Source organism: Dactylosporangium sp. NPDC049140 (genome assembly GCF_040648435.1).
The window spans coordinates 1-21,266 of sequence record NZ_JBEZDS010000011.1 but is presented as its reverse complement, the minus strand read 5'-3'; the positions used below and the strand labels follow the sequence as shown (position 1 = coordinate 21,266).

Below are 21,266 nucleotides of genomic sequence, written 5' to 3'. Positions count from 1 at the left end.
AGCCTCGGTGGGATGCGGGTCCTGGTGGTCGGCGGCGGCGTGGGCGGGCTGGGCCTGGCCCAGGGCCTGCGCCGCCGCGGCGTCGACGTGACGGTCTTCGAGCGGGACGCCGGCCCGCGGGCCCGCCGGCAGGGGTACCGCCTGCACCTGGACACCCGGGCCACGTCGGCCCTGCGTTCGTGCCTGTCGCCGGCCCTGTTCGCGCGGCTCCCCTCGATCACGGGCACCCCGAGCCGCCGCGTGACGGTCCTGACGCCCCAGCTGAAGACCCTGCACACGGTGGAGATCACCGACCCCGACAGCACGTCGGTCGACCGCGGCGCCCTGCGGAGCCTCCTGCTGGCCGGCCTGGACGGCACCGTCCACTTCGGATCGGCCTTCGAGCGCTACGCGTCGCTCCCCGGCAACCGCATCCGGGTGCACCTCACCGACGGCTCCCACGCCGACGGCGACGTCCTCGTGGGCGCGGACGGGATCGGCTCGAGAGTGCGGGCCCAGTACCTCCCGGACGCCCGGCTCATCGACGTCGGCACCCACTGCATCTACGGCCGGACCCCGCTGGAGGGCGTCCGGTCGTCGGTTCCGCCGCCGCTGTGGGACGGCTTCTGCCCGGTGACCGACCGCCGCCGCCTGGGCCTGGCCCTGGGCCTGGTCCGCTCCGCCGCCGTGGAGGACTACGTGATGTGGTGCCTTTCGGCGCGCGCGGGCGTCCTCGGCCCCGACCTCGAGTCCCTCTCCCCCGCCGCCCTGCACGCCTTGGTCGCCGCCCGCCTGGCTTCCTGGCACCCGAACCTGCGCCACCTCATCGCGGAGGCGACGGTCGCGGAGACGTTCGCGTTGTCGGTCCGCTCGTCGGTACCGTGTCCACGGTGGACCCCGACCCGGGTGACCCTGCTGGGCGACGCGATCCACGCGATGGCCCCGTCCCAGGGCTCGGGCGCGAACCTGGCCCTGCTGGACGCGGCCCGGCTGTGCGAGGCCCTGACCTGCCCCGGCGACCTCATCCCGGCGATCGGCGCCTACGAGACGCACATGACCGCGACCGGCTTCGCCGCCGTGCGGGCCTCCTTGAAGGCCTCCCGCCCGTCGCTGCTGGGCCGCCTGCCGACCCGCCGCTGAGCCGCGTCACTCCTCCCAGACGGACACCAGCGGCAGGCCCCGCTCACGCCGGGCCGCGTCGACGAGCCGCTGGATGAGCCCGGTCTTCGCGCGCGTGTACGAGTCACCGTCGGACCCGGCCGCGGCCAGGCCCTGCTTCAGCCGCCCGTACTCCGCACGGGCCGCCGCATGCGCCAGGAGATGATCGCGCAGGAGCCGCTCGTTGCGGGTGGGCCAGGACGCCGCGGTGACAATGTGCAGGTGCACGGCGGGCCCGGCCCCCGGTTCGCGGCGGTAGAAGAGCCGCTCGGGCATCCCGGTCTCGATCGGCGCGTACCCGAGCCCGATCCCGGGGACCGCGTCGAGGGCGGCGACCGCCGCCATGAGGTCGATCACCGGCTTCGCCGGCAGCCCGGGCACCGCGGTGCTGCCGACGTGCTCGATGACGGCGAACACACCCGGGTGCGCGTCCCGCAGCTCGGCGATCGCCGCACCGGCGCGGGCCGGCCAGGCGGGGTCGTGGTCGTGGACCTCGATGCTCATCCCGGGAAGTCTGCCTCCAGCGATGGGACCCCGCCAGAACGAACCGCGGTGGCTCGGGTCGCGCCTACGGCCTGCGGGCGGGCGACGAGCCACTGGACGGCGTCGAGGTCGGCGTAGCAGCCCTGCAGGTGCCGGTCCGCGGCCGCGCGAGGGTCGAACGCGGTGCGGGCGTGCAGCACGCGCGTGTTGTCGAAGATCACGCAGTCGCCGGGCCCGAGCCCGAAGGTGACCATGGCGCCGGCCCGGTTGAGCAGCGCATCGAACGCCCGGTACGCCGCATAGAACGCCTCCAGCCCCTCCCGCGGCCCGGCGAGCGGCTGCAGTGAGCGATTGTTGTACCGGATCTCGCGAATGCGTCCGATCTCGTCCACCCCGATCATCGGCCGCTGCGCGCTCAGCCGGCCCCACGCGAACGTGGCCGGCGTGCGCGACAGCACCGCGAAGTGCTCGGGATGCCGATCCCGCAGCAGTACCGCGGCCCGGAACCCGTCCACCAGCCCCGACTCGCCGCCGCCGTCGGCCGCGGCGCGCAGGCAGTGCAGCAGTTGCAGCGTCGGCACCGGGTCGCGGTACGGGTTGTCCGTGTGCGGCGCGATCGCGCGCGACGTGAACGCCAGGTTGCCCGGTTGCCGCTCGATGCGCACATCGAACAGCTCGCCGTAGTTCGTCGTGCGCACATGTCCGAACGTGCGCGCGACGGCCAGGACCGTGCCGGGCGCGACCGGCGTGTCGCGCAGCAGCACGAACCCGGTGCGCCACAGCGCGTCCAGCGCCGGCCCCGGGTCGGCCCGGAACCCGGCCCACCCCGCCTCGGGCGGCGCGACGCGGTCCCACAGGTCCTTGCCGGTCTCGGTGCGCCCGTCGCCGGCCGCGTCGACGTCGCGGTGCCGGTCCAGCCAGGCGCGCTCGAACCGCGCGACGTGCCCGTCCGAGAAGTGCACGGACACGGTACCGCCGGATTCGGCCGAGGCCGCGACGCTCACCTCGCCGTCGAGGTCGGCGACCGTGTGCAGCTTCTGGCCGCTGCGCGGGTCGCGGCAGGCCGGGCACGGGCAGTTGTCGCGCAGCCACAGCGCCGGGAACGGCAGGTCCATGCCGCGCAGGGTGTCACTGATGAATGAACACATGAACAACGGCACCCTTCCGGTGGAGTCGCCTTGTCCCGGCCCCCGCCGTCGGGCATCGTCGGATGTCGACGGACGGAGGCTCCCCGTGGCCGCACCCAGCGCCGAGGACTCGACCGACACCGTGGCCCGGCCCGTGCCGCGCCAGGCCGGGCCCGCGGACTCGGTGCTGCCCGAGCTGCGGGAGATGTGGTGGGAGAGCGGGGTGCGGGCCCGGGCCGAGGCCGGCACCTGGGCGGTCTTCTCGGAGCTGCCGCGCCTGCTCGCGGCCGCGGTCCGGCTCAGCTGGCGGGCCGACCGGGCCCGCACGCTGCTGGTCGGCGTGGCGACCGTCGGCTCGGGGGCGCTGGCCTCGTTCGGGCTGCTCGCGACCCGGCGGGTGCTCGTCGAGCTGTTCGCGGGCGGCCCGACACCGCAGCGGGTCACCGCGGCCCTGCCCGCGCTCGCGGTGCTCGCCGCGGTCACCGGATTGCGCGCGGGTCTGGGCATCGCGACCGGATACGCGCAGAACGGGCTGACCCCGCGGGTCGACCGGGAGGTCGAACGCGCACTGTTCGAGGTGACGACGGCGGTGCGCCTGGACGCCTTCGACGCCGACGCGTTCGCCGACGACATGGAACGCGCGTCGCGGGGCACCGACTCCGCGGTCGGCCTCGTGCAGGGCGCCATGAACCTGCTCGCGGGCCTCGCGGGGCTGCTCGCCGTGGCCGCCGCGGTGATCGTCATCCACCCGTTGCTGCTGTTCGCGCTGCTCGTGGCGACGGTGCCGAACGCGTGGGCGGCGCTGCGGGCCGGGCACCACCGGTACCAGACCTTCATCGCCGGCTCGGTGCGCCGCCGGCGGCTGTGGCTGCTGCACCGGCTCATGGCCGAGCGCGACTCGGCGACCGAGCTGCGCTCCTACGGCCTGCGCCGGTTCCTGCTCGACCAGTACGACCGCGTGATGGGCGCCGAGACCGACATCCAGCTGGCCCTGGCCCGGCGGGTCACGACCACGACCAGCGTCGGGTCGGTCGTCGGCGGGATCGCGACCGTCGGGGTGTACACCCTGCTCGGTTTCCTGCTCGTTCGTGGTCAGATCCCGATCGCGGCGGCGGCAACGTGCGTCATCGCCGTGCAGACCGCGCAACGTTCGCTCACCACGGTGACCCTGCAGATGGACCGCATCTACACCGACGGCCGGCACTTCGGCGACTACACCGGGTTCATGCAGCGCGCCGCGCAGTACCTGCCCGGCGACGACACCGGCGAGCGGGCCACGCCCGGCCCGCTGCGCCGGCTCGACGTGCGCGGGGTGAGCCTGGCCTATCCGGACCGCGACACGCCGGCCGTCGACGATGTTTCCCTGTCGGTGTACGCCGGGCAGACGGTCGCGTTCGTCGGCGAGAACGGGTCCGGCAAAACCACGCTCGCCTCGATCATCGCCGGCCTGCGCACGCCGGACGCGGGCACCATCGACTGGAACGGCCGCCCGCTGCCCGACTGGGACCCGGCCGCGTTGCAGGCGCGCATCGCCGTGGTGACACAGGAGTACCACAAGTGGCCGTTCACGGCCGCCACGAACATCGCCATCGGCGACACGGCCACCGAACCGTCACAACCGCGCATCGAGTCCGCGGCCGGCCGGGCCGCGGCCCACGAGATGATCGTGGAGCTGCCGCACGGGTACGAGACGCTGCTGGACCGCACGTTCGCCAACGGCCAGGACCTCTCCGGCGGCCAGTGGCAACGCATCACGGCGGCGCGCGGCTTCCTGCGCACCGCCGACCTGCTCATCATGGACGAACCGTCCTCGGCGCTGGACCCGCGCGCGGAGGACGCCCTGTTCCAGGCGATCCGCGACCGCCAGGGCCGCCTGACGACCCTGCTCATCACCCACCGGCTGGCCAACGTCCGCCACGCCGACCGCATCTACGTGCTGCACCACGGCCGCATCGTCGAGGAGGGCACCCACGACGAACTGATCGGCACGGGCGGCCGCTACAGCGAACTGTTCCGCCTCCAGGCCGCGGGCTACCTCGCCTAGCCCGGCCTCACCGCAACACCAGCAGGTCGAGGGCGTCGACGACCGGACCGGGCACCGTGCGTGCCGCCTCGCGCAGACGGGCGGCGCCGGCCGCGTACGCCTCGTCGCTGATCAGCTTCAGCGGGGTGTGCGCGTCACGCCGCAGTCCCGCGGCGAACTCGGCGAGCGACGCGGCGGTCACCTGCGGGACGGGCCCGCCACCCGCGGTCACGAAACCGGCGGTGGCGAACGCCGCCTCGACGCCGGCGACGCTCGGATAGCGGTCGAGCACGGCGACGGCCTCCGGGAACCAGCGGAACAGGCTGATCCCCTCGTGCCGGCCGGCGAACGCGGACCGGATCAGCACGGGCGCGCCCGGCTTCAGCACCCGCCGGATCTCCCGCGCGGCCGCCGGCAGGTCGGGAACATGGTGGATCACGGTGGAGAGCCAGACCGCGTCGAGGCCGGCGTCCGCGCACGGGATGTCGTCGGCGGCACCGGGTACGACCGGCTCGAACACGGCACGCTCACGCATCGCCGCGGCCGGTTCCACCGCGACGACGTCGACCTCGGGCCACCACGTGCGGAAGGCCCGCGCCCAGCTGCCGGTGCCGCAGCCGAGGTCGAGCACGCGCATCCCGGCCCGGGCTTCGAAGTGCCGTTCGATCGCGGCCCGCCAGGTCGCAAGGCCTTCGTCCCGCAGGTGCCGGGTCGCCTGGAACGCGGCCGCGTCCGCACCGTCGTACGCGATCAGAGCCATGCCCCGACCCAACCCTCCAACCGCGGCGCAGGCAAGGCGAAGTGCAACGATTCACACCGCGCGCGTCCACTATGGATATACGTCGAGGATGCGGCGGCGGGACGCTATCCGGCGGGCCGTGTGGCGCAGCGCCTCCCGCACCGCCTCGACCGCGGGGGCGCCGCTCGCGCTCGTGCGGGCCGCGGTGAACACGGTGCGCTGTACGCGCTCCTCGCGCAGTCGTCGCGCCGTCAGCTGGGGCATGCCGGTGGCCAGCAGGCCCGGCAGCAGCGTCACCGCCCGGCCCGACGAGACCAGGGCGCTCAGGATCAGACCGTCGTCGCTGCGGTGGCGGATGTCGGGCGCGAACCCGCCGAGGCGGTTGCACACGTTGCGGATGACCGCGTCCAGCCCCGTGCCGGGGTGACCGGCCGCCCACGCCGACTCCGCGCACGCGGCGATGCGCACCGGTCCGCGCGCAGGCAGCGCCGGGTGCCGCGGGTGCAGGGCGAGCAGGACGTCCTCGCGCAGCAGGTCGCGCCGCTCGACGTCGCGGTGGCGGCCGACCGGCACCGCCTCGTACTCGATGCCGACCACCAGGTCGACCGCCCGCGAACGCAGCTCCTCCAGCGCCGGCGCGGTCTCGCGATGGATCACGTCGACCTCCAGGCCGGGGGCCGTGTCACCGATCCGCGCCAGTACGCCCGGCAGCAGCGCCAGGGCCATCGACTGCACGAACGTGAGCCGCAACCGTCCGCGGGGGCCGCCGCCGAGGCGGGCCAGCTCGGTCCGGACGGTCTCGTCGGCGGCCAGGGCCTCGGCCGCGTGCTCGGCGAGGCGCCAACCGGCCGCGGTGAGCTCGACGTTGCGCCCGGCGCGCCGCAGCAGCTTCGCCCCCGCCTCCCGCTCGAGCTCGGCCAGTTGCACCGACACCGACGACGGACTGTACGACAACGCCTCCGCGACCGCCGCCACCGTTCCCCGCCGGGAGAACTCGTGCAGCAGCCGCAGCCTCCGCAGCTCCACCGCCCGAATCCTGCCACGCCGCCGATCGTTCGTCCTGTCCCACGGGTTTGCGTGCGAAACGTGCGCTGGTCTCGACGTATGGCTCCGGCGAAGGTTGACGGCATGGTGCTCATCCCGGTGCTGCTCGCCCCGCTCGTGATGGCCCTCGCCGCGCTCGCCGAGCGACGCGCCGGGGCGGCCGCGGCGGGCTGGGTGGCGGCGCTGCCCGTCAGTCTCGCCGTCGCCGTGACCGCGGTCGGCCTCACCTCCGGGCCGCACGATGCCCGGGCGATGGCACTGTCGGCCGCCGCCCATGTGCCCGGTCAGGTCGCGTTCGCCGTCGCCCTCGCCCGGGCCGGGGGCGGTGCGGCGGTGCGGCTCGCGGCCGGTACCGCCGCGTATGTCGTTTGCACGTTCGCCCTGCTGTGGCTGCCCATGCCCGTCGCCGTGGCGCTCGGGATCCCGGCGCTCGCGGCCGGGCGCCGGCTCGTCGCCCCGGGGATGCCTGAGCCGGGACGTTCATCCAGCCCGGCGCTGACCTGTGTCGCCAGCGCCGCCGTCGTCGCCGGCGCGTTGGGGACGGCCGCGGCCGTCGGGCCGGTCGCCGCCGGCGTGGTCGCCGCGTTTCCCGCCATGAGTGCCACCCTCGCGGTCGCCGTCACGCTGCGGGGCCGGAGCCGGGCCGCCTCCGACGCCCGAACCGGGGACACCCTCGCGGGTGAGCAGGGCGGGAAACGCCGCACCATTCGGGTGCGGGCCGCCGCCGGGCGGGTCGGCGACGGGGAGACGCACGCGCTGACCTGCGCGGACGGGCGCGGCGCAGCGGCTCGGCAGGTCATGGGAGGGCTCGTCCGCAGTCTGCCCTGCTACTGGACGTTCGCCCTGGTCACCGGGGTCGCCGCCGGAACGGTCGGGGCGGCCGCGGCCGGCGTCGCGCTGCCCGTCGCGTTCGCCGCCGGGTGGCTTACGTGGCGGTCCGTGCCCGCGAAGGCGACGATTACGGCAACATGAGTCCCACGTGGGTCGATGTGGCTGGAGGTCGGCTTGGCAAGTCCCGGATACTTCGAGGTCCGCACCCACGGCAAGTAGAGCCGCTCACCGCCGCCAAGATCGCCGCCGCGGCCGGGATCGGGGTGCGGGGACTGCAGGTCGCGTTCCGCCGGCATCTGAACCAGACGCCCCTGGAGTACCTGCGGCAGGTCCGCCTCGACCGGGTGCACCGCGAGCTGCAGGCGTCCGACCCGGGCGCGGGCGCGACGGTGAAGGCGATCGCCCGGCGGTGGGGGTACGCGAACCCGGGCCGGTTCACCGCCGAGTACCGCACGGTCTACGGCCGCCTACCCAGCCGCACGCTGCGGCCCGACAGGCGATAAATCCGATAGAAGCGACCGACAGTAGGTCAAGGTCACGCCCGATGCGCCGGCCGGATGTTGTCGCTCGCTTTTCATTGCGTGCCGCGAGCGGGCGGCGTTGGAGCCATTTGGGCCCGGCTCGAATCGCTGTGGCGGACCGGCAATACATCGAACGTGCCGGTTCGGGTTGTCGTGCAGCACATTGGCGGTGCGGGTGCCGTGTGGGGGCAGTGGCCCGTTGTTGCCGGTTTTCGGTGGCGTCGGCGGAACGCGTGCTGCGCCGGGCTCCGTTCGATTGTCCAATGTTTCGTGGGGCACGTGCGGCCTCGGAACGTTCGGCGTCGTGCCGGCCGGGCGGCGGCGCGGGATCGCCGCCGGTGTCGGCGGCGGGCCCCGCGGGGCGCCCATCCGGCCGGACGGGGCATCCGGCCTGCTCAACCTGCGACACCATCGGCACGGGGCGTCCGGCCGGTTCGATCTGCGTGGCGCTCGGTGTCGGGCGTCCGGCCGGTTGGACCCGCGTGGCGTTCGGTGTCGCGCGTCCGGCCGGTTCGACCCGCCCGGCGTTCGGCGTCAGAACTTCCGCCGACTCAACCGCCGGTTCCGGCGGGACCGGCGGGACCGGCGGGACCGGCGCGAGAACGGCCCGGGCCCGCTGCTGAAAATACGCCTCGGCCGCCTCGACACGGCCGAACATCCGCTCAAGCTTCGTATTGTGCCGCCGCACAAGCCCCCAGTTCCGACGCTCCTGATGTTCCCGCCGAAACCGCTCAGCACTCGCAGAATAGTTACGCCGCCGAGTCGGATCGCGCATCGCGGCCAATTCGGCCCGGCTGAACAACCCCCGCTGCCCCCGCATATATCGATTATCCCAAACCACCGCCGCCGATCCCGCCCCGTTTCATATGGCGCACGGTCCGGACCACCGAATGACGACCCGCGCGAACCCGCCAGGAAACAACGGCCAAGAGGCATAACCGCAAGAAACAACGAACCGGGACCACGCTTACACGTTGCGGGGGCCGGAGGCTCCCGCCACCACCGGCCGAGCGTCGTCGGTCAGCCCCCCGTCCAAGTGACCCCGCGCTCGTACCACAACGAACCCCGACCTGGCGCACCAGCCGCCGCTGGTAGCCGGTCGCGGCGAGCGTGAACACAACGATCATGCCCAGCCCGACGGCGAAGGACGGCAGCGTCGCCACGAACACCAGCTGCTCGACCCGGTCGAGGCGGGCGCCGACGGCCCGGGCTGCCGGCGTCCTGGGCGTCCTCGGCGTCGTGCAGCAGCGTCTTGATCCGGCCCTCGGCCGGGTCGACCTCGTCCTGGTCGACGCGGCGGATCCCCACCGGGTCGGCCCGGTCGACCGCCAGGAACAGGGTCTCCATCGCGGTCCGGTACTGCCGGTGCAGCGTGCGGGTCCGCGCCGTCAGCACCCGGTCGGTCGCGCCGCCGCGCCCCTCGATGTCCTCGAGCGCCGCCTCCAGCTCGCCGGCCGCGCCGGCGTGCTCGACGCGGGCGTGCCGCTCGGGCTCCAGGCGGTACTGCTGCTCGGCGATCTCCTCCAGCGACACCGCCTCGTGGGCGCGGTGGTACGCCTCGGCCAGCGACGACGCCGTGCGCGCCGACGTCGCCGCGTGCCGCGTGCCGCGTCGTGACCGTGCCGGCCACGCTCACCCCGGTGAGCACCAGCAGCACCGCGGCCAGCCCGATGAACGCGACGCGCCGCTTGGCTTGCGATCGTGGCACCGCTGCTCCCGTCCGCGCCCGGCCCACGGTGGGCCGCACTACCCGGATCGTCGGCACCGTTCGGGCTCCGTTGACCGTCCCGCGGTTGCGACTCGGGATCACACGGCCTTACGCGTCCTAGGATCCTAGGTGTTGTTCCCCCGAACCGTCGCGTTCGGTACGTTCTCATGCGCGATGAGTACTCCCCCCGCCGTACCGGACCCTCGGCGCGTCGACGACCGCGCCGCCTTCGCCGAGGCCCTCACCGCGCTGCGCGAGCGGGCCGGCCTCTCCGTGCGCCAGGTCGCCGCGAAGGCGGGCGCCCGCACCTCGCTGAGCACCCTCGGCGACTGGTTCTCCGGCCGGGGCCTGCCGTCGCTGCACTCGCAGCCGCTGTTCGTGCGCGTCCTCGAGGCGTGCGCGGTGCCCGCCGGGGCGACCGGGGACTGGCTCGACGCCTGGCACCGCATCCGGCACCGGCCCGTGAGCCGCGGCGCCGACGGGGAGCCGTACCGGGGCCTGGCCAGCTTCCAGCCCGCCGACGCCGCCTGGTTCTTCGGCCGCGAACGGATGACGGCCGCGCTGCGGGAACGGGTCGAGGCCCGCCACGCCGCCGGGGGCGGGCTGCTGCTCGTCGTCGGCGCGTCCGGCTCCGGCAAGTCGTCGCTGCTGCGGGCCGGCCTGGTCGCGACCCTGCGGGCCGAGGGCTGGACGGCCGAGGTCGTGACGCCGGTCGCCGGCACGCCGGAACTGCCGGCGACCGGCCGGGTCCTGCTCGTCGTGGACCAGGCCGAGGAGCTGCTCGATACGGGCGGCTTCCTCGAACCGCCGGACGGCACCGTCGTCGTGTTCGGCCTGCGCGCCGACTTCTACGCCCAGGCCCTGGCGCACCCGGCGCTGCTGGAGGCGGCCCAGGAGCACCAGTTCACCGTCGGGCCGATGACCCGCGAGGAACTGCGCGCCGTCATCACCGAGCCCGCCCGCCGCGCCGGCGTCGACGTCGAGGCCGGCCTGGTCGAGGTGCTGCTGGCCGACCTCGGCTCCGAACAGGCCACCCTGCCGCTGCTCGCGCACGTGCTGTTCACGATGTGGCGCGCCGACCGCCGGCTCACCCTCGCCGGCTACCGGCGGGCCGGCGGCATCAGCGGCGCCGTCGCCGCCACCGCCGAGGAGGTGTACACGGGCCTTCCCGAACAGCGCCGCGACCTCGCCCGGCGCCTCCTCACCGCCCTCGTGCACGTCGGCGTCGACACCGTCGACACGCGCCGGGTCGTGCCCACCACCGGGCTGCTCGCCGAGCTCGCCGTCGACACCGCCGACGCCGCCGGGGCCGAGGCGACCCTCGAGCGCTTCGTGCGCCACCGGCTCGTCACCGCCGAGGACGGCACCGTCCGGCTCAGCCACGAGGCCCTGCTCACCGCGTGGCCGCGGCTGCACGGGTGGCTGCGGGCCGGGCGGTCCGGGCTGGTCGTGCGCCAGCAGCTCGCCGCGGCCGCCACGACCTGGCAGCAGGAGCGGCGGGACCCGAGCGCGCTCTACGGCGGCACCCGGCTGTCCGCGGCGCAGGACTGGGCCGCCGAGCACCCGGCCGAGCTCGCCCCGCCGCTGGCCGAGTTCCTGCGGGCGAGCGCCCGGCACGCGCGGAGAACGACGCGGCGGTTGTACCGCACGATCGCCGCCCTGTCCGTCCTGGCGCTCAGCACGCTGCTGCTGGCCGGGTACGCCTTCCAGGAGCGCCACGCCGCCGTCGGCCAGCGCAACGCGGCCCTCTCCCGGATGATCGCCGGGCGGGCCGACTGGCTGCGCGACCGCGACCCCACCCTGGCCCGGCAGGTGGCCCTGGCCGCGTACCGGACCGCCCCGACGCTCGAGGCGCGCTCCAGCCTGCTCGACGCGACCGCCACCCCGACCCCGGCCCGCCTCGGCCCGTTCGACCGCGCGGCCCAGGCGGTCGTGCGGCTGCCCGGCGGCCCCCTGCTCGCGGCGGCGGGCGCCGATCACACGGTACGACTCTGGGACACCTCGGCCACCCCCGCCCGCGCCCTCACGCCCCTGCCCGGACCGGCCGCGGCCCTGTTCGCCCTCGCCGCCGCCCCCGACGGGCACACCCTGGCCGCGGCCGGCGCCGACGGGAAGGTCTACCTCTGGGCCGACGCGGTCCGGTCCGCGGCCCCGGCCATCCTCGACGGCCCGGCCGGCACCGTCTACGCCCTGGCCTTCAGCCCCGACGGGCACACCCTGGCGGCGGCCGGCACGGACCGGAAGGTCCACCTCTGGCGCCTCGACGCCGGCCCGCCGTCGGCCACGACCGCCGACGGACCGGCCGACACCGTGCAGTCCCTCGCCTACAGCCCCGACGGGCGCACCCTCGCCGCCGGCACCGCCGACCGGCTCGTGCACCTGTGGAGCGTCGCCGGCCCGGCCGCGCCCGTGCACCTCGCCGCTCTGCCCGGGCACACCGGCAAGGTCCTCGCCGTCGCGTTCAGCCCCGACGGCCGGCTCCTGGCCAGCGGCGGCGGCGACGCGACCGTCCGCCTCTGGGACGTCGCCGACCCCGCCCGCGCGGCCGCGCACGGAGCCCCGATCACGGGCCCGGCCAGCTGGGTCAACGCGGTCGCCTTCGGACCCGGCGGCGGTACCGTGCTCGCCGGCTCCAGCGACAAGAGCGTCACCGTGTTCGAGGCCGCCACCGGCCGCCGCCTGCAGTCGCTGCCGCACCCGGCCCCCGTCACCGCCGTCGCCCTCACCGCCGACGGGCACGAGCTGGCCACCGCGAGCACCGACGGGTACGTGCGCACCTGGACCCTGCCCGGCCCGCTGCTCACCGGCCCGAGCGGCGGCGTGTTCGCCACCGCGTACAGCCCCGACGGCGCCACCCTCGCCGTGGCCGGCAAGGACCAGACCGTCCGGCTCTGGCACGTCACCGACCCGGCCGGCCCCACCCTGTGGACCGCCCCGCTGAGCCGCCCGGCCGGCGCCGACGGGTACGCCGGAACCGCCGCCTACGCCCCGGGCGGCAAGCTCCTCGCCGCCGCCACCCGCAAGGGCGAGATCGACCTGTGGGACGTCGCCGACCCGGCCCGCCCGGCCCGGCTCGGCGCCCCGCTGACCGGCGCGAAGGACCTCATCGAGACCCTCGCGTTCAGCCCCGACGGCACCGTCCTGGCCGCGGCCGGCGACGACGGCGGCGTGTACCTGTGGGACGTCGCCGGATCCCGGCTGCTGGCCACGGTCCCCGGCTCCAAGGCGATCGTGCTCTCTGTCGCGTTCCACCCGGACCGCCCGCTGCTGGCCGCGACCGACACCGACGGCAACGTGCGCCTCCTCGACATCGCCGACCGCGCGCACCCGCGGCTGCTGACGACCCTGGACGGGTTCGCCGGCTACGCGTACAGCGCCGCCTTCAGCCCCGACGGCCGCCTCCTCGCCGCGGGCAGCGCCGACAAGAGCATCCAGCTGTGGACCATCGCCGACCCGGCCCACCCGGTGCCGCTCCCCCGCCGCCTGACCGGCCCGGCCAGCTACGTCGACTGGATCGCGTTCGCCCCCGGCGGCCACCGCCTCGCCGCCGCGTCGACGGACGGCACCGTCTGGGTCTGGGACGTGCACGACCCGGCCCGCCCGGCCGCGGTCGCGACCCTGGGCCGCGCCGACGAGGCCTACTACGTCGTCGCGTACAGCCCGGACGGCCGGACCCTGGCCGCGGGCGGCGACGACGCCACGACCCGCCTGTGGGACACCGACCCGGCCCGCGCGGCCGCGGCGATCTGCACCGGCGCGGGCGCGGCGATCAGCCGGTCGGAGTGGGAGCAGTACATCCCGTCGGCGCCCTTCACCCAGCCGTGCTGAGCACCGCTGCGCAACGGCCCGCGTGCGGGCGGCGTGAGCCGGCGGCTCAGAACGCGAACGCGTTGAAGGGCTCCGGGTCCGTGCGCAGCGCCCGGCCGAGCGCGGCGACCGCGCCCGCCCGGTGCTCCCGGACCCGGCCCGCCGCGGCGAGCAGGGCCGCGGACATGCCGCCCAGGTACAGCGCGCCCAGCGACTGGATCGACAGGGTCAGGTCGGGCGCGGCGGTCGTACGCGTGCACGAGGCCCCGTCCGGGGACAGCTCCAGGCGCCAGGTACCGGCGTTGGGCGGGGCCATCGGGTCGGCCTCGACCTCGACGACGAGGGTCGCGGCGGCCTCGTACGCGCGCGCCGGCACCGCCCGCGGCAGGTCCAGGATGCGCAGCCAGAGGCTGTCGGACTGGCGGGTGACGCGCATCGCGCGCGGGTTGCGCAGCATCCAGCGCAGCGGCTCGTCGGCGGGGCGGGCCGGCGCCACGATGCGGCGGGTCAGGTCGAAGTCGGTGAGCAGCGCCCACAGCGCCCGGTAGGCGTCCGGGGTCGCGGCCTCCAGGGCCTCCACGACGAGGGTGCCGGTGTCCTCGACGCGGGTGGCGTAGGGCAGGCGGTACTGCGCGATGCCGTCGGCCGCGCCGGAGCCGTCGCGGTGCACGAGGTACCGCATCGGCCCGAACGTGCCGGCCGGCTCGTCGGTCAGGCCGTCCCACCGGCCGGGCTGCGGGCTCAGCTCGCCGACCCGCTCGCGGCGCACCCGCGCGTGGACGGCCGGCCACACCGTCCGGGCCGTGGCCGCGTCGGCCAGCTCCAGCTCGCCCGCGGGCGGGTCGGCGTCGGCGAACGCGGCCTCGGCCCGGTCGAGCTCCCAGCGGGTACGGCGAGTGGCGGGCGCGAAGCCGTACCGGCCGTAGATGCCGCCCTCGCTGGCGCTCAGCCCCGCGACCGCCTCGCCGCGGGCCCGGGCCTCGTCGAACATCGCCTGCATCAGGCCCCGCAGCAGCCCGCGGCGGCGGTGGGTGGCGCTGACCGCGGTGGCCGTCACCCCGCCCAGGGCGACGGGCCGCGGCCCCGGGACGGTGACATCCATGGCGAGCATCGCCGAGCCGCCGACGAGCCGCCCGTCGACGAACGCGGCCTGCGGGTGGAAGCCCTCCCCCAGCACCCGCTCGGCCCAGGCGTCGAGCTGGGCCGCCGAGGCGGGCGCGTTCGGCGGCGGCCACGCCTCCGGCCCGCCGTGCCACGCCGCGGGGGCGGGCTCCCAGTGCGGCAGGCCGTTGACGTACGGCAGCACCTTCAGGTACGCGTGCGCCTCGGCGGGCTCGATGGGCCGGATCTCGATCGTCACGCGTCCATTCGTACCCGATCCTGCCGGTTCGCGATCAAGCTGGTCGCCGTCACCGCACCCAGGGTCGCGAGGATGACGACGAGCGAGAGCGGGGTCGGGATGTCCGGCACCGCGGACCACACGGTGTGCGCCCAGTGCAGCACCAGCTTGACGCCGATGAACGCCAGGATGATCGCCAGGCCGTGGTTGAGGTGACGCAGCTGGGCGAGGGCGTTGCGCAGCACGAAGTACAGGGCCCGCAGGCCGAGCAGCGCGAACGCGTTGGTGGCGAAGACCAGGTACGGGTCGCTCGTCACGCCGTACACCGCCGGGACGGAGTCGACCGCGAACACCACGTCGGTCAGGAACACCGCGGCCACGACGAGGGCCATCGGGGTGAGCGCGCGCCGCCCGGCCTGCCGGATCGTCAGGCGGGCGCCGTGGTACTCGTCCGTGACCGGCATGAGCCGCCGCAGCAGCCGGGTGACACGCATCTGCCCGGGGTCGACCGTGTGCTCGGTGCTGCGCAGCGCGTCGCGCAGCACCTTGGCCGCGGTCACGATGAGCACGGCCCCGAAGAGCAGGAACGCCCACGTGCCGGCGCTGAGCAGGGCGGCCCCGGCGGCGATGAAGATGCCGCGCAGCACGAGCGCGCCGACGATGCCGTAGAGCAGGACGCGCTGGGTGAGCTTCGTCGGTACCGCGAACGCGGTGAGCAGCAGCATGAAGACGAACAGGTTGTCGACCGAGAGCGACTTCTCGACCACGTAGCCGGTGAAGAACTCGACGCCGGGCTCCGCGCCGTGGGCGAGCCACACGTAGACGCCGAACGCGGCCGGGAGCGCCAGGTAGAACACGGACCACGCGAGCGCCTCGCGCATCGGCACGTCGTGGGGCTTGCGGGTCAGGACGAAGTCGAGGGCGAGCAGCCCCAGCAGGACCGCGATGGACACCGCCCACAGCTGGGGCGACGCGATGGTGGATGACATTCGGGCTCCTCGAACGCAGCCTTGCACGTTCTAGGTCTCCCTCACCCACCTGCGGTGGGTGGCCGCCCGGGAGCCGCGTCGGCGGCTCGTACTGACCGGGAACGGCCTTGCGAGGTACTCCCCTCAGGCCACGAGGGTACCGGGCCCACCTGGACGTTTCCTGAACGTCCCGGCGCCGGGCGCTATCCGGACGTCAGCTCGAAGCCCGCCGGCGCCCCGGCCTCCGTGCCGGCGCCGGCACCCGTGCCCGGGTCCGTCCCGGTGCCGCCGGTCGCGGGCGGGTCGGTGCTCACGTTCGCCGGCTGCGACTCCGACGGGTCCGGGATCGCCGTGCCGGTCGGCGACGGCGTCTCGGTGGGGGTCGGGGTCGGCGTGGGCGTCGGGGTCGGCGTCGCCGTCGGGGACGCGGTCGGCGAGGCCGTGGACGACTCGGCCGGCCGGGTCGGCGTGCCGGTCGACCCCGGCCGCCCGGGCGGGCGGGTCGTGCTCGTGACCGGCCGGGTCTTCGACGTCGTCTCCTCGGTCGCGGCCGGCTGGGGCGCGCCGGTGGTCGGCGCCGCGCTGGCCGGCGGCGCGACGTCCTGCCCGGTGGGCGGGGTGTCGACCGGCGGCACCGCGGCCACCTCGGGCGGCCGCCCGAACCACGGCACCACCCCGGTCTGCGACGAGCCGAGCGCGCCGACCGCCCCGGCGAGCACGGCCACGACGCCGACGCTCACCGCCCCGGTGCGAAACGCCCAGCGCCGAGACCGGAACCGCCCGGCCCGCTCCCACAGCCGGTGGCTGAAGTCCCGCATGTCGCCGTTGAGCCCGCCCTCCCCGACCAGCCCGATGCGCGCCAGCGCCTCGAGCACCGGCGGCCGGGCGGCCGAGTGCCGGGAAGCCGCATGCCGGTCGGCTTGGTGTTGGCCAGCTTGGTGCTGGTCGGCTGAGTGCCGGGCCATGGGGCGCTCGGCCAGCGGGCGGGTCGCCTCGTCCTCGGGCGACTCGACGGCGGAGCGGATGACGACGGCGTTGTCGCTGGCCAGGAGCCCGGCCGAGGGACCGCGGTCCGGGCGCCCGACGAGGTACTTCGGGTCGAGAGGGCCGGTGGGGATGTCCGTGCGGCCGGGGTCGGTGGCCCAGGCCAGGTCCTCGGCGGGGTGGCCCAGGTCCTCGGGGGTGCGGGCGCGCTCGGCCCGGGCGGAGGCCGCGAAGCGGTCGGCGAACGCGGCGCGGGCCGCGAAGCCGAGGCGGTCGGACAGCACCGAGCGGCCGGAGCGCAGGGACCGGCCGAAGCGGGCGGCGCGCGACGGGCGCCCGGCGTAGGGCACCTCGGGGCGGAAGTTGGCCAGGACCGCGGTGCGGCGCGACTCGGCCGCCTCGCTCAGCCAGGCCGGCAGGTCGACGGTGGTGCCGGAGAGCTCGGCGAGCACGAGCGCGATCTCGTCGCTGGAGGGCCGGACCGCGGCGTCGGGGTCGATGCAGCGGTCGACGAGCTCGAACAGCTCGGCCGGCACGGCGTTGCCGACCTGCCCGCCGATGCAGCCGGCGAGCACGGTGCCGAGCGCGCGGACGTCGGCGGCGGCCTCGGCCGGGTCGTACTCGCTGTCCCCAGCGAACCCGATGACCTTGGCGCCGAGCTCGCCGAGCAGGATCTTGGCCGGGCTCAGGCTGCCGTGGGTGATCCACTGCCCGTGCGCGTGGGCGAGCGCGGCCGCGACCTGGGCGCCGATGCGGGCGGCGGTGCGCCACGACATCGGCCCCTCGTCGAGGCGCCCGTCGAGCGACGGGCCGTCGGCGAGCTCCATGACGACGTACGGCACGGAGGTCCGCTCGTCCAGGTCGGCGATGCCCACGTCGTAGACGGCGGCGATGTTGGCGTGCACGAGCCGCGCGGCGGTGCGACCGTCGGCGAGAAACCGGTCGGTGGCGTCCGCACTGGTCTCGTGCGGGCTGGTCTCGTGCGGGATACGAACCGCGACGGGCCGATGCAACAGCCGGTCGGCGCCGCGCCAGATCTCTGCGGTGCCACCGGCCCCGGTCACCCGGTCCAGGCGATACCGCCCATCAAGCTCCATGGTCTCCTGCAACGCCCCCCAGCTCTGCCCGGATGCCCCACCCTTTGCCGCACTGCAACACTACCGTCCACGACCCAACCACCACGTGACGGTTAGGTGTCAGTTCGGCTGGTCCCGGGGCATGTGCAGGACAACACCGGCGTGATCGGTGTCGTACCATCCGCCAATGAGCCCGCACGGCCGCTCGGTGTACCGGTGGGCGGTGCTGGCGATCATCGCCGGCTGCGTCGCGGTGTCCTACCTCGTCATCACCCACCGGGCCGCGCGGCCCGGGCCCACGGCCGCCGCCGGTCCGCGGCCGGCGTTCCAGCTGCCGTTCCCCTGCGGCGAGGTGTGGACGCTCACGACGTACCCGGGCCACGACGACTTCGACATCGACTTCTTCGCCGCGAGCGGGGCGACCGCCGGCCGCAGCGTTCTCGCCTCGGCCGCCGGCACCGTGACCTGGGCGGGGTGGAGCGCGACGCTCGAGGACGGCCGGCCAGCCGCGCCGGGGGCGTCCGGGACCCGCGGCGGGCTCGGGTACGGGGTGATCATCGACCACGGAGGCGGCTGGTTCACCGAGTACGGCCACCTGGCCGCCGCGCCGGGGGTGCGCACCGGGGAGACGGTCAAGGGCGGGCAGGGGCTGGGCGTGGTCGGGCACACCGGCTCGACGACCATCGACCACCTGCACTACGAGCAGCTCAACGACACCCTCGACCCGAAGCGGACCCGCGGCAACGGCGACAAGGTCGAGGCCGTGTTCGACGGGGTGCCGTCCGGCATCACGAGCGACGACCGCTCCCCCGAACAGACGCGCACGAGCCGCAACTGCGCGCCGCCCGGGGCCTGAGCCCGGCCCGCCGCGCCGCGAGCAGCAGCAGGGCGGCGAGCAGCACCGCGGCCGGCACCGACAGCTCCGCGAGCAGCGTGTGCCACCGGGCCGTCAGGGCGTCGTGGACCCCGGCGGCGTCGCCGGACAGGCGCGCGCTCAGGGTGCGGGTGAGGTACGCGGACGCGACGGCGCGGCCGCGGTACACCATAATCAGGGCGACCCCCGCGGCAACGGCGGCCAGGAACGCCAGGCGACGTGTCACGCCCCCGGGGCGGTCCGGGCGGGGACACGGGATGGAACGGGCTCAGCGCTCCCGCGGCCCGAAGATGGTGCGTTCCGACTCGGCGATCGGCACGTCGTTGATGCTCGCCTCGCGGCGGGCCATGAGCCCGTCGGCGTCGAACTCCCACAGCTCGTTGCCGTAGCTGCGCCACCACTGGCCGGACTCGTCGTGGCACTCGTACTGGAAGTGCACGGCGATGCGGTCGTCGTGGTACGTCCACAGCTCCTTGCGCAGCGCATAGTCCAGCTCCCGGGCCCACTTCCCGCGCAGGAACGCCACGATCTCGTCCCGCCCGCGCAGGAAGCGGTCGCGGTTTCGCCACACCGAGTCGGGCGTGTAGGCGAGCGCGACGCGCTCCGGGTCGCGGGTGTTCCACGCGTCCTCGGCCGCCTGCACCTTGGCGCGGGCGGTCTCGAGCGTGAAGGGCGGCAGCGGCGGTCGCGGGCTCATGCCCGCGACGCTACCCGCGCCGCGGCGAAGCATGCCGGCGGCGAACCGTCATGCGACTGTCACGGCGCCGCGGAAGTTCGGTCATATCGATTCGTCACATTTGCAGCGGTCCCCTTGACGAAGGAGCGAACGCACCGTGGACGTCGAACGCACCGCCCTGCCCGGAATCGGCCTGCGGCACGAGTTCGTGACCGCCAAGGGTCAGCACGCGGCGGTCGTGTCGCACGTCTCGGGGCGGCGCGACGTGGTGCTGTACAGCAGCGAGGACCCCGACACCGTCGTCGCCACGCTCTCCCTGAACACCGACGAGGCCAACGGCGTCGCCGAGCTGCTCGGCACCGCGCGCATCGTCGAGCGCCTGGCCGACCTGCAGCGGCAGGTGACCGGGCTCAAGACGGTCCAGGTGCCGATCACGGCCGGCTCCCCGTACGACGGGCGCAACCTCGGCGCCACCCAGGCCCGCGCGCGCACGGGCGCCTCGATCGTGGCCGTGATCCGGGCCGGGCAGATCCTCGCCAGCCCGCGGCCCGACTTCGGGTTCGTCCCCGGCGACCTCGTCGTCGTGGTCGGGACGGCCGACGGTACCGCCGCCGTCTCCGACATCTTCGCCAACGGCTGAGCGCATGCACGGTGCTGCCGTCCTGATCGAGATCGGGGCCGTCATCCTGAGCCTGGGGCTGCTCGGCGCGGTCTCGGCGAAGTTCGCGATCTCCCCCATCCCGCTGTACCTCATCGCCGGCCTCGCGTTCGGCCGGGGCGGCATCCTGCCGCTGGCCACGAGCGAGGAGTTCACCGCGACCGGCGCCGAGATCGGCGTCATCCTGCTGCTGTTCACGCTCGGGCTGGAGTACACCGCGCCGGAGCTCGTCGGCACGCTGCGGCACAACGCCGTGGCGGGCGTCGTCGACCTCGTGCTCAACGCGGCGCCCGGGGTCGCGACCGCGCTCATCCTCGGCTGGGGCCCGGTGGCCGCGGTGGCGCTGGGCGGCGTGACGTACGTGACCTCGTCCGGCATCACCGCGAAGGTCCTCGCCGACCTCAACTGGCTCGGCAACCGCGAGGTGCCGGTCGTGCTGTCGCTGCTGGTCTTCGAGGACCTCACGATGGCCGTGTACCTGCCGATCCTGACCGCCCTGCTGGCCGGCGTCGGGCTCGTGGCCGGCCTGACGACCCTCGCCATCGCGGCCGCCACGATCACCGTCATCCTCGTCATCGCGCTGCGCTTCGGCCGCTACGTGGAGATGTTCGTCGCCTCCCCCAACGAGGAGGTGCTGCTGCTCAAGGCGCTCGGCCTCACCGTGCTCGTGGCCGGCGTCGCGCAGCTGCTGCAGGTCTCGGCCGCGGTGGGCGCGTTCCTCGTCGGCATCGCCCTGTCCGGCCCGCTCGCCCACACTGCCCGGCAGCTGCTCAGCCCCCTGCGCGACCTGTTCGCCGCGGTGTTCTTCGTCTTCTTCGGCCTGCACACCGACCCGGCCGCGCTGCCGCCGATGCTCGGCATCGCCCTGCTGCTGGCGGTCGTCGGCGTGCTCACGAAGCTCGCCACCGGCTGGTGGGCGGCGCGGCGGGCCGGGATCAGCCCGATCGGCCGGGCCCGGGCCGGCGTGGCCCTGACCCCGCGCGGCGAGTTCAACATCGTCATCGCCGGGCTGGCCGTGTCGGCCGGGCTCAACGAGAGCATCGGCCCGCTCGCCGCCGCGTACGTGCTCGTGCTCGCGGTGCTCGGCCCGGTCCTGGCGCGGTCGCTGGAGCCGCTGAGCCGGCGCATCGCCCGGCGCCGCGGCGGCGGTGCGGATGGAGCGCCCGAGCCGGCGGCCTAGGCAGTGTCTTCAAAGGGTTATAGCCACTGCAGGATTGCGGCGATGGTGACGGTGGCGTGGAATGACGTGGTGGTTTTGTCGTAGCGGGTGG

18 protein-coding genes are annotated in these 21,266 nt (G+C 75.1%); 8 read left to right on the top strand and 10 right to left on the bottom strand.

Annotated features, from left to right (window positions below; genetic code table 11):
• The first annotated feature begins 12 nt into the window (after positions 1-12).
• Complete coding sequence (locus AB0B76_RS19680; RefSeq protein WP_360376832.1) at positions 13-1,119, top strand: FAD-dependent monooxygenase; 1,107 nt, start codon at positions 13-15, stop codon at positions 1,117-1,119.
• Between the two features lie 6 nt (positions 1,120-1,125).
• Here the strand turns inward: AB0B76_RS19680 and AB0B76_RS19675 are convergent, their stop codons facing one another.
• The gene (locus AB0B76_RS19675) at positions 1,126-1,641 is read right to left on the bottom strand and encodes a GrpB family protein (protein WP_360376829.1); all 516 of its coding nucleotides are present in this window, start codon (positions 1,639-1,641) and stop codon (positions 1,126-1,128) included.
• Positions 1,638-2,768, bottom strand: coding sequence for a TauD/TfdA family dioxygenase (locus tag AB0B76_RS19670; RefSeq protein WP_360376826.1), 1,131 nt, complete (start codon positions 2,766-2,768; stop codon positions 1,638-1,640). Before AB0B76_RS19670 ends, AB0B76_RS19675 begins: the two co-directional genes overlap by 4 nt.
• A 121-nt stretch (positions 2,769-2,889) precedes the next feature.
• Between AB0B76_RS19670 and AB0B76_RS19665 the strand changes: the two genes are divergently transcribed.
• Positions 2,890-4,791, top strand: a complete 1,902-nt coding sequence (locus AB0B76_RS19665; RefSeq protein ID WP_360377428.1) for an ABC transporter ATP-binding protein — start codon at positions 2,890-2,892, stop codon at positions 4,789-4,791.
• 7 nt (positions 4,792-4,798) lie between these two features.
• On the opposite strand, the gene AB0B76_RS19660 is transcribed toward AB0B76_RS19665, so the two are convergent.
• Complete coding sequence (locus tag AB0B76_RS19660) at positions 4,799-5,530, bottom strand: class I SAM-dependent methyltransferase (RefSeq protein ID WP_360376823.1); 732 nt, start codon at positions 5,528-5,530, stop codon at positions 4,799-4,801.
• Positions 5,531-5,599: 69 nt separating this feature from the next.
• The gene (locus AB0B76_RS19655) at positions 5,600-6,535 is read right to left on the bottom strand and encodes a LysR family transcriptional regulator (protein WP_360376820.1); all 936 of its coding nucleotides are present in this window, start codon (positions 6,533-6,535) and stop codon (positions 5,600-5,602) included.
• A gap of 102 nt (positions 6,536-6,637) precedes the next feature.
• Between AB0B76_RS19655 and AB0B76_RS19650 the strand changes: the two genes are divergently transcribed.
• Entirely contained in the window at positions 6,638-7,525 is an 888-nt protein-coding gene (locus AB0B76_RS19650; protein ID WP_360376817.1) for a hypothetical protein, read from the top strand.
• Positions 7,522-7,887, top strand: coding sequence for a helix-turn-helix domain-containing protein (locus AB0B76_RS19645; protein ID WP_360376814.1), 366 nt, complete (start codon positions 7,522-7,524; stop codon positions 7,885-7,887). The genes AB0B76_RS19650 and AB0B76_RS19645 overlap by 4 nt, the downstream gene beginning before the upstream one ends.
• Positions 7,888-8,925: 1,038 nt before the next feature.
• Here AB0B76_RS19645 and AB0B76_RS19640 read toward each other — a convergent pair.
• Positions 8,926-9,438: a hypothetical protein gene (locus AB0B76_RS19640; RefSeq protein ID WP_360376811.1), complete on the bottom strand. Its 513-nt coding sequence runs from the start codon at positions 9,436-9,438 to the stop codon at positions 8,926-8,928.
• A gap of 349 nt (positions 9,439-9,787) precedes the next feature.
• On the opposite strand from AB0B76_RS19640, the gene AB0B76_RS19635 reads away from it, so the two are divergent.
• The gene (locus AB0B76_RS19635; protein WP_360376808.1) at positions 9,788-13,441 is read left to right on the top strand and encodes a helix-turn-helix domain-containing protein; all 3,654 of its coding nucleotides are present in this window, start codon (positions 9,788-9,790) and stop codon (positions 13,439-13,441) included.
• Between the two features lie 46 nt (positions 13,442-13,487).
• On the opposite strand, the gene AB0B76_RS19630 is transcribed toward AB0B76_RS19635, so the two are convergent.
• From AB0B76_RS19630 to AB0B76_RS19620, 3 genes are all read right to left on the bottom strand, one after another.
• Entirely contained in the window at positions 13,488-14,780 is a 1,293-nt protein-coding gene (locus tag AB0B76_RS19630) for a GNAT family N-acetyltransferase (RefSeq protein ID WP_360376805.1), read from the bottom strand.
• The gene (locus tag AB0B76_RS19625; RefSeq protein WP_360376801.1) at positions 14,777-15,748 is read right to left on the bottom strand and encodes a TerC/Alx family metal homeostasis membrane protein; all 972 of its coding nucleotides are present in this window, start codon (positions 15,746-15,748) and stop codon (positions 14,777-14,779) included. Before AB0B76_RS19625 ends, AB0B76_RS19630 begins: the two co-directional genes overlap by 4 nt.
• A 182-nt stretch (positions 15,749-15,930) precedes the next feature.
• Positions 15,931-17,808, bottom strand: a complete 1,878-nt coding sequence (locus AB0B76_RS19620) for a protein kinase (RefSeq protein ID WP_360376798.1) — start codon at positions 17,806-17,808, stop codon at positions 15,931-15,933.
• Positions 17,809-17,974: 166 nt separating this feature from the next.
• On the opposite strand from AB0B76_RS19620, the gene AB0B76_RS19615 reads away from it, so the two are divergent.
• Entirely contained in the window at positions 17,975-18,643 is a 669-nt protein-coding gene (locus AB0B76_RS19615; RefSeq protein ID WP_360376795.1) for a M23 family metallopeptidase, read from the top strand.
• On the opposite strand, the gene AB0B76_RS19610 is transcribed toward AB0B76_RS19615, so the two are convergent.
• Entirely contained in the window at positions 18,576-18,887 is a 312-nt protein-coding gene (locus AB0B76_RS19610; RefSeq protein ID WP_360376792.1) for a hypothetical protein, read from the bottom strand. The genes AB0B76_RS19615 and AB0B76_RS19610 overlap by 68 nt on opposite strands.
• Positions 18,888-18,929: 42 nt before the next feature.
• Positions 18,930-19,358, bottom strand: coding sequence for a nuclear transport factor 2 family protein (locus AB0B76_RS19605; protein WP_360376790.1), 429 nt, complete (start codon positions 19,356-19,358; stop codon positions 18,930-18,932).
• Positions 19,359-19,494: 136 nt separating this feature from the next.
• Between AB0B76_RS19605 and AB0B76_RS19600 the strand changes: the two genes are divergently transcribed.
• Together AB0B76_RS19600 and AB0B76_RS19595 are read left to right on the top strand one after the other, a co-directional pair.
• On the top strand, positions 19,495-19,977 hold the full coding sequence (locus tag AB0B76_RS19600; RefSeq protein WP_360376788.1) for a TrkA C-terminal domain-containing protein: 483 nt from the start codon (positions 19,495-19,497) through the stop codon (positions 19,975-19,977).
• Between the two features lie 4 nt (positions 19,978-19,981).
• Positions 19,982-21,175: a cation:proton antiporter gene (locus AB0B76_RS19595; RefSeq protein WP_360376786.1), complete on the top strand. Its 1,194-nt coding sequence runs from the start codon at positions 19,982-19,984 to the stop codon at positions 21,173-21,175.
• Positions 21,176-21,266 lie beyond the last annotated feature (91 nt).

What these genes read in the sequence shown, in the direction of transcription:
- AB0B76_RS19680 (WP_360376832.1), top strand. Translation starts at nt 13, where the DNA reads ATGCGGGTCCTGGTGGTCGGCGGCGGCGTGGGCGGGCTGGGCCTGGCC.
- AB0B76_RS19675 (WP_360376829.1), bottom strand. Translation starts at nt 1,641, where the DNA reads ATGAGCATCGAGGTCCACGACCACGACCCCGCCTGGCCGGCCCGCGCC.
- AB0B76_RS19670 (WP_360376826.1), bottom strand. Translation starts at nt 2,768, where the DNA reads ATGTGTTCATTCATCAGTGACACCCTGCGCGGCATGGACCTGCCGTTC.
- AB0B76_RS19660 (WP_360376823.1), bottom strand. Translation starts at nt 5,530, where the DNA reads ATGGCTCTGATCGCGTACGACGGTGCGGACGCGGCCGCGTTCCAGGCG.
- AB0B76_RS19650 (WP_360376817.1), top strand. Translation starts at nt 6,638, where the DNA reads ATGGTGCTCATCCCGGTGCTGCTCGCCCCGCTCGTGATGGCCCTCGCC.
- AB0B76_RS19645 (WP_360376814.1), top strand. Translation starts at nt 7,522, where the DNA reads ATGAGTCCCACGTGGGTCGATGTGGCTGGAGGTCGGCTTGGCAAGTCC.
- AB0B76_RS19635 (WP_360376808.1), top strand. Translation starts at nt 9,788, where the DNA reads ATGAGTACTCCCCCCGCCGTACCGGACCCTCGGCGCGTCGACGACCGC.
- AB0B76_RS19625 (WP_360376801.1), bottom strand. Translation starts at nt 15,748, where the DNA reads ATGTCATCCACCATCGCGTCGCCCCAGCTGTGGGCGGTGTCCATCGCG.
- AB0B76_RS19620 (WP_360376798.1), bottom strand. Translation starts at nt 17,808, where the DNA reads ATGGAGCTTGATGGGCGGTATCGCCTGGACCGGGTGACCGGGGCCGGT.
- AB0B76_RS19615 (WP_360376795.1), top strand. Translation starts at nt 17,975, where the DNA reads ATGAGCCCGCACGGCCGCTCGGTGTACCGGTGGGCGGTGCTGGCGATC.
- AB0B76_RS19605 (WP_360376790.1), bottom strand. Translation starts at nt 19,358, where the DNA reads ATGAGCCCGCGACCGCCGCTGCCGCCCTTCACGCTCGAGACCGCCCGC.
- AB0B76_RS19595 (WP_360376786.1), top strand. Translation starts at nt 19,982, where the DNA reads ATGCACGGTGCTGCCGTCCTGATCGAGATCGGGGCCGTCATCCTGAGC.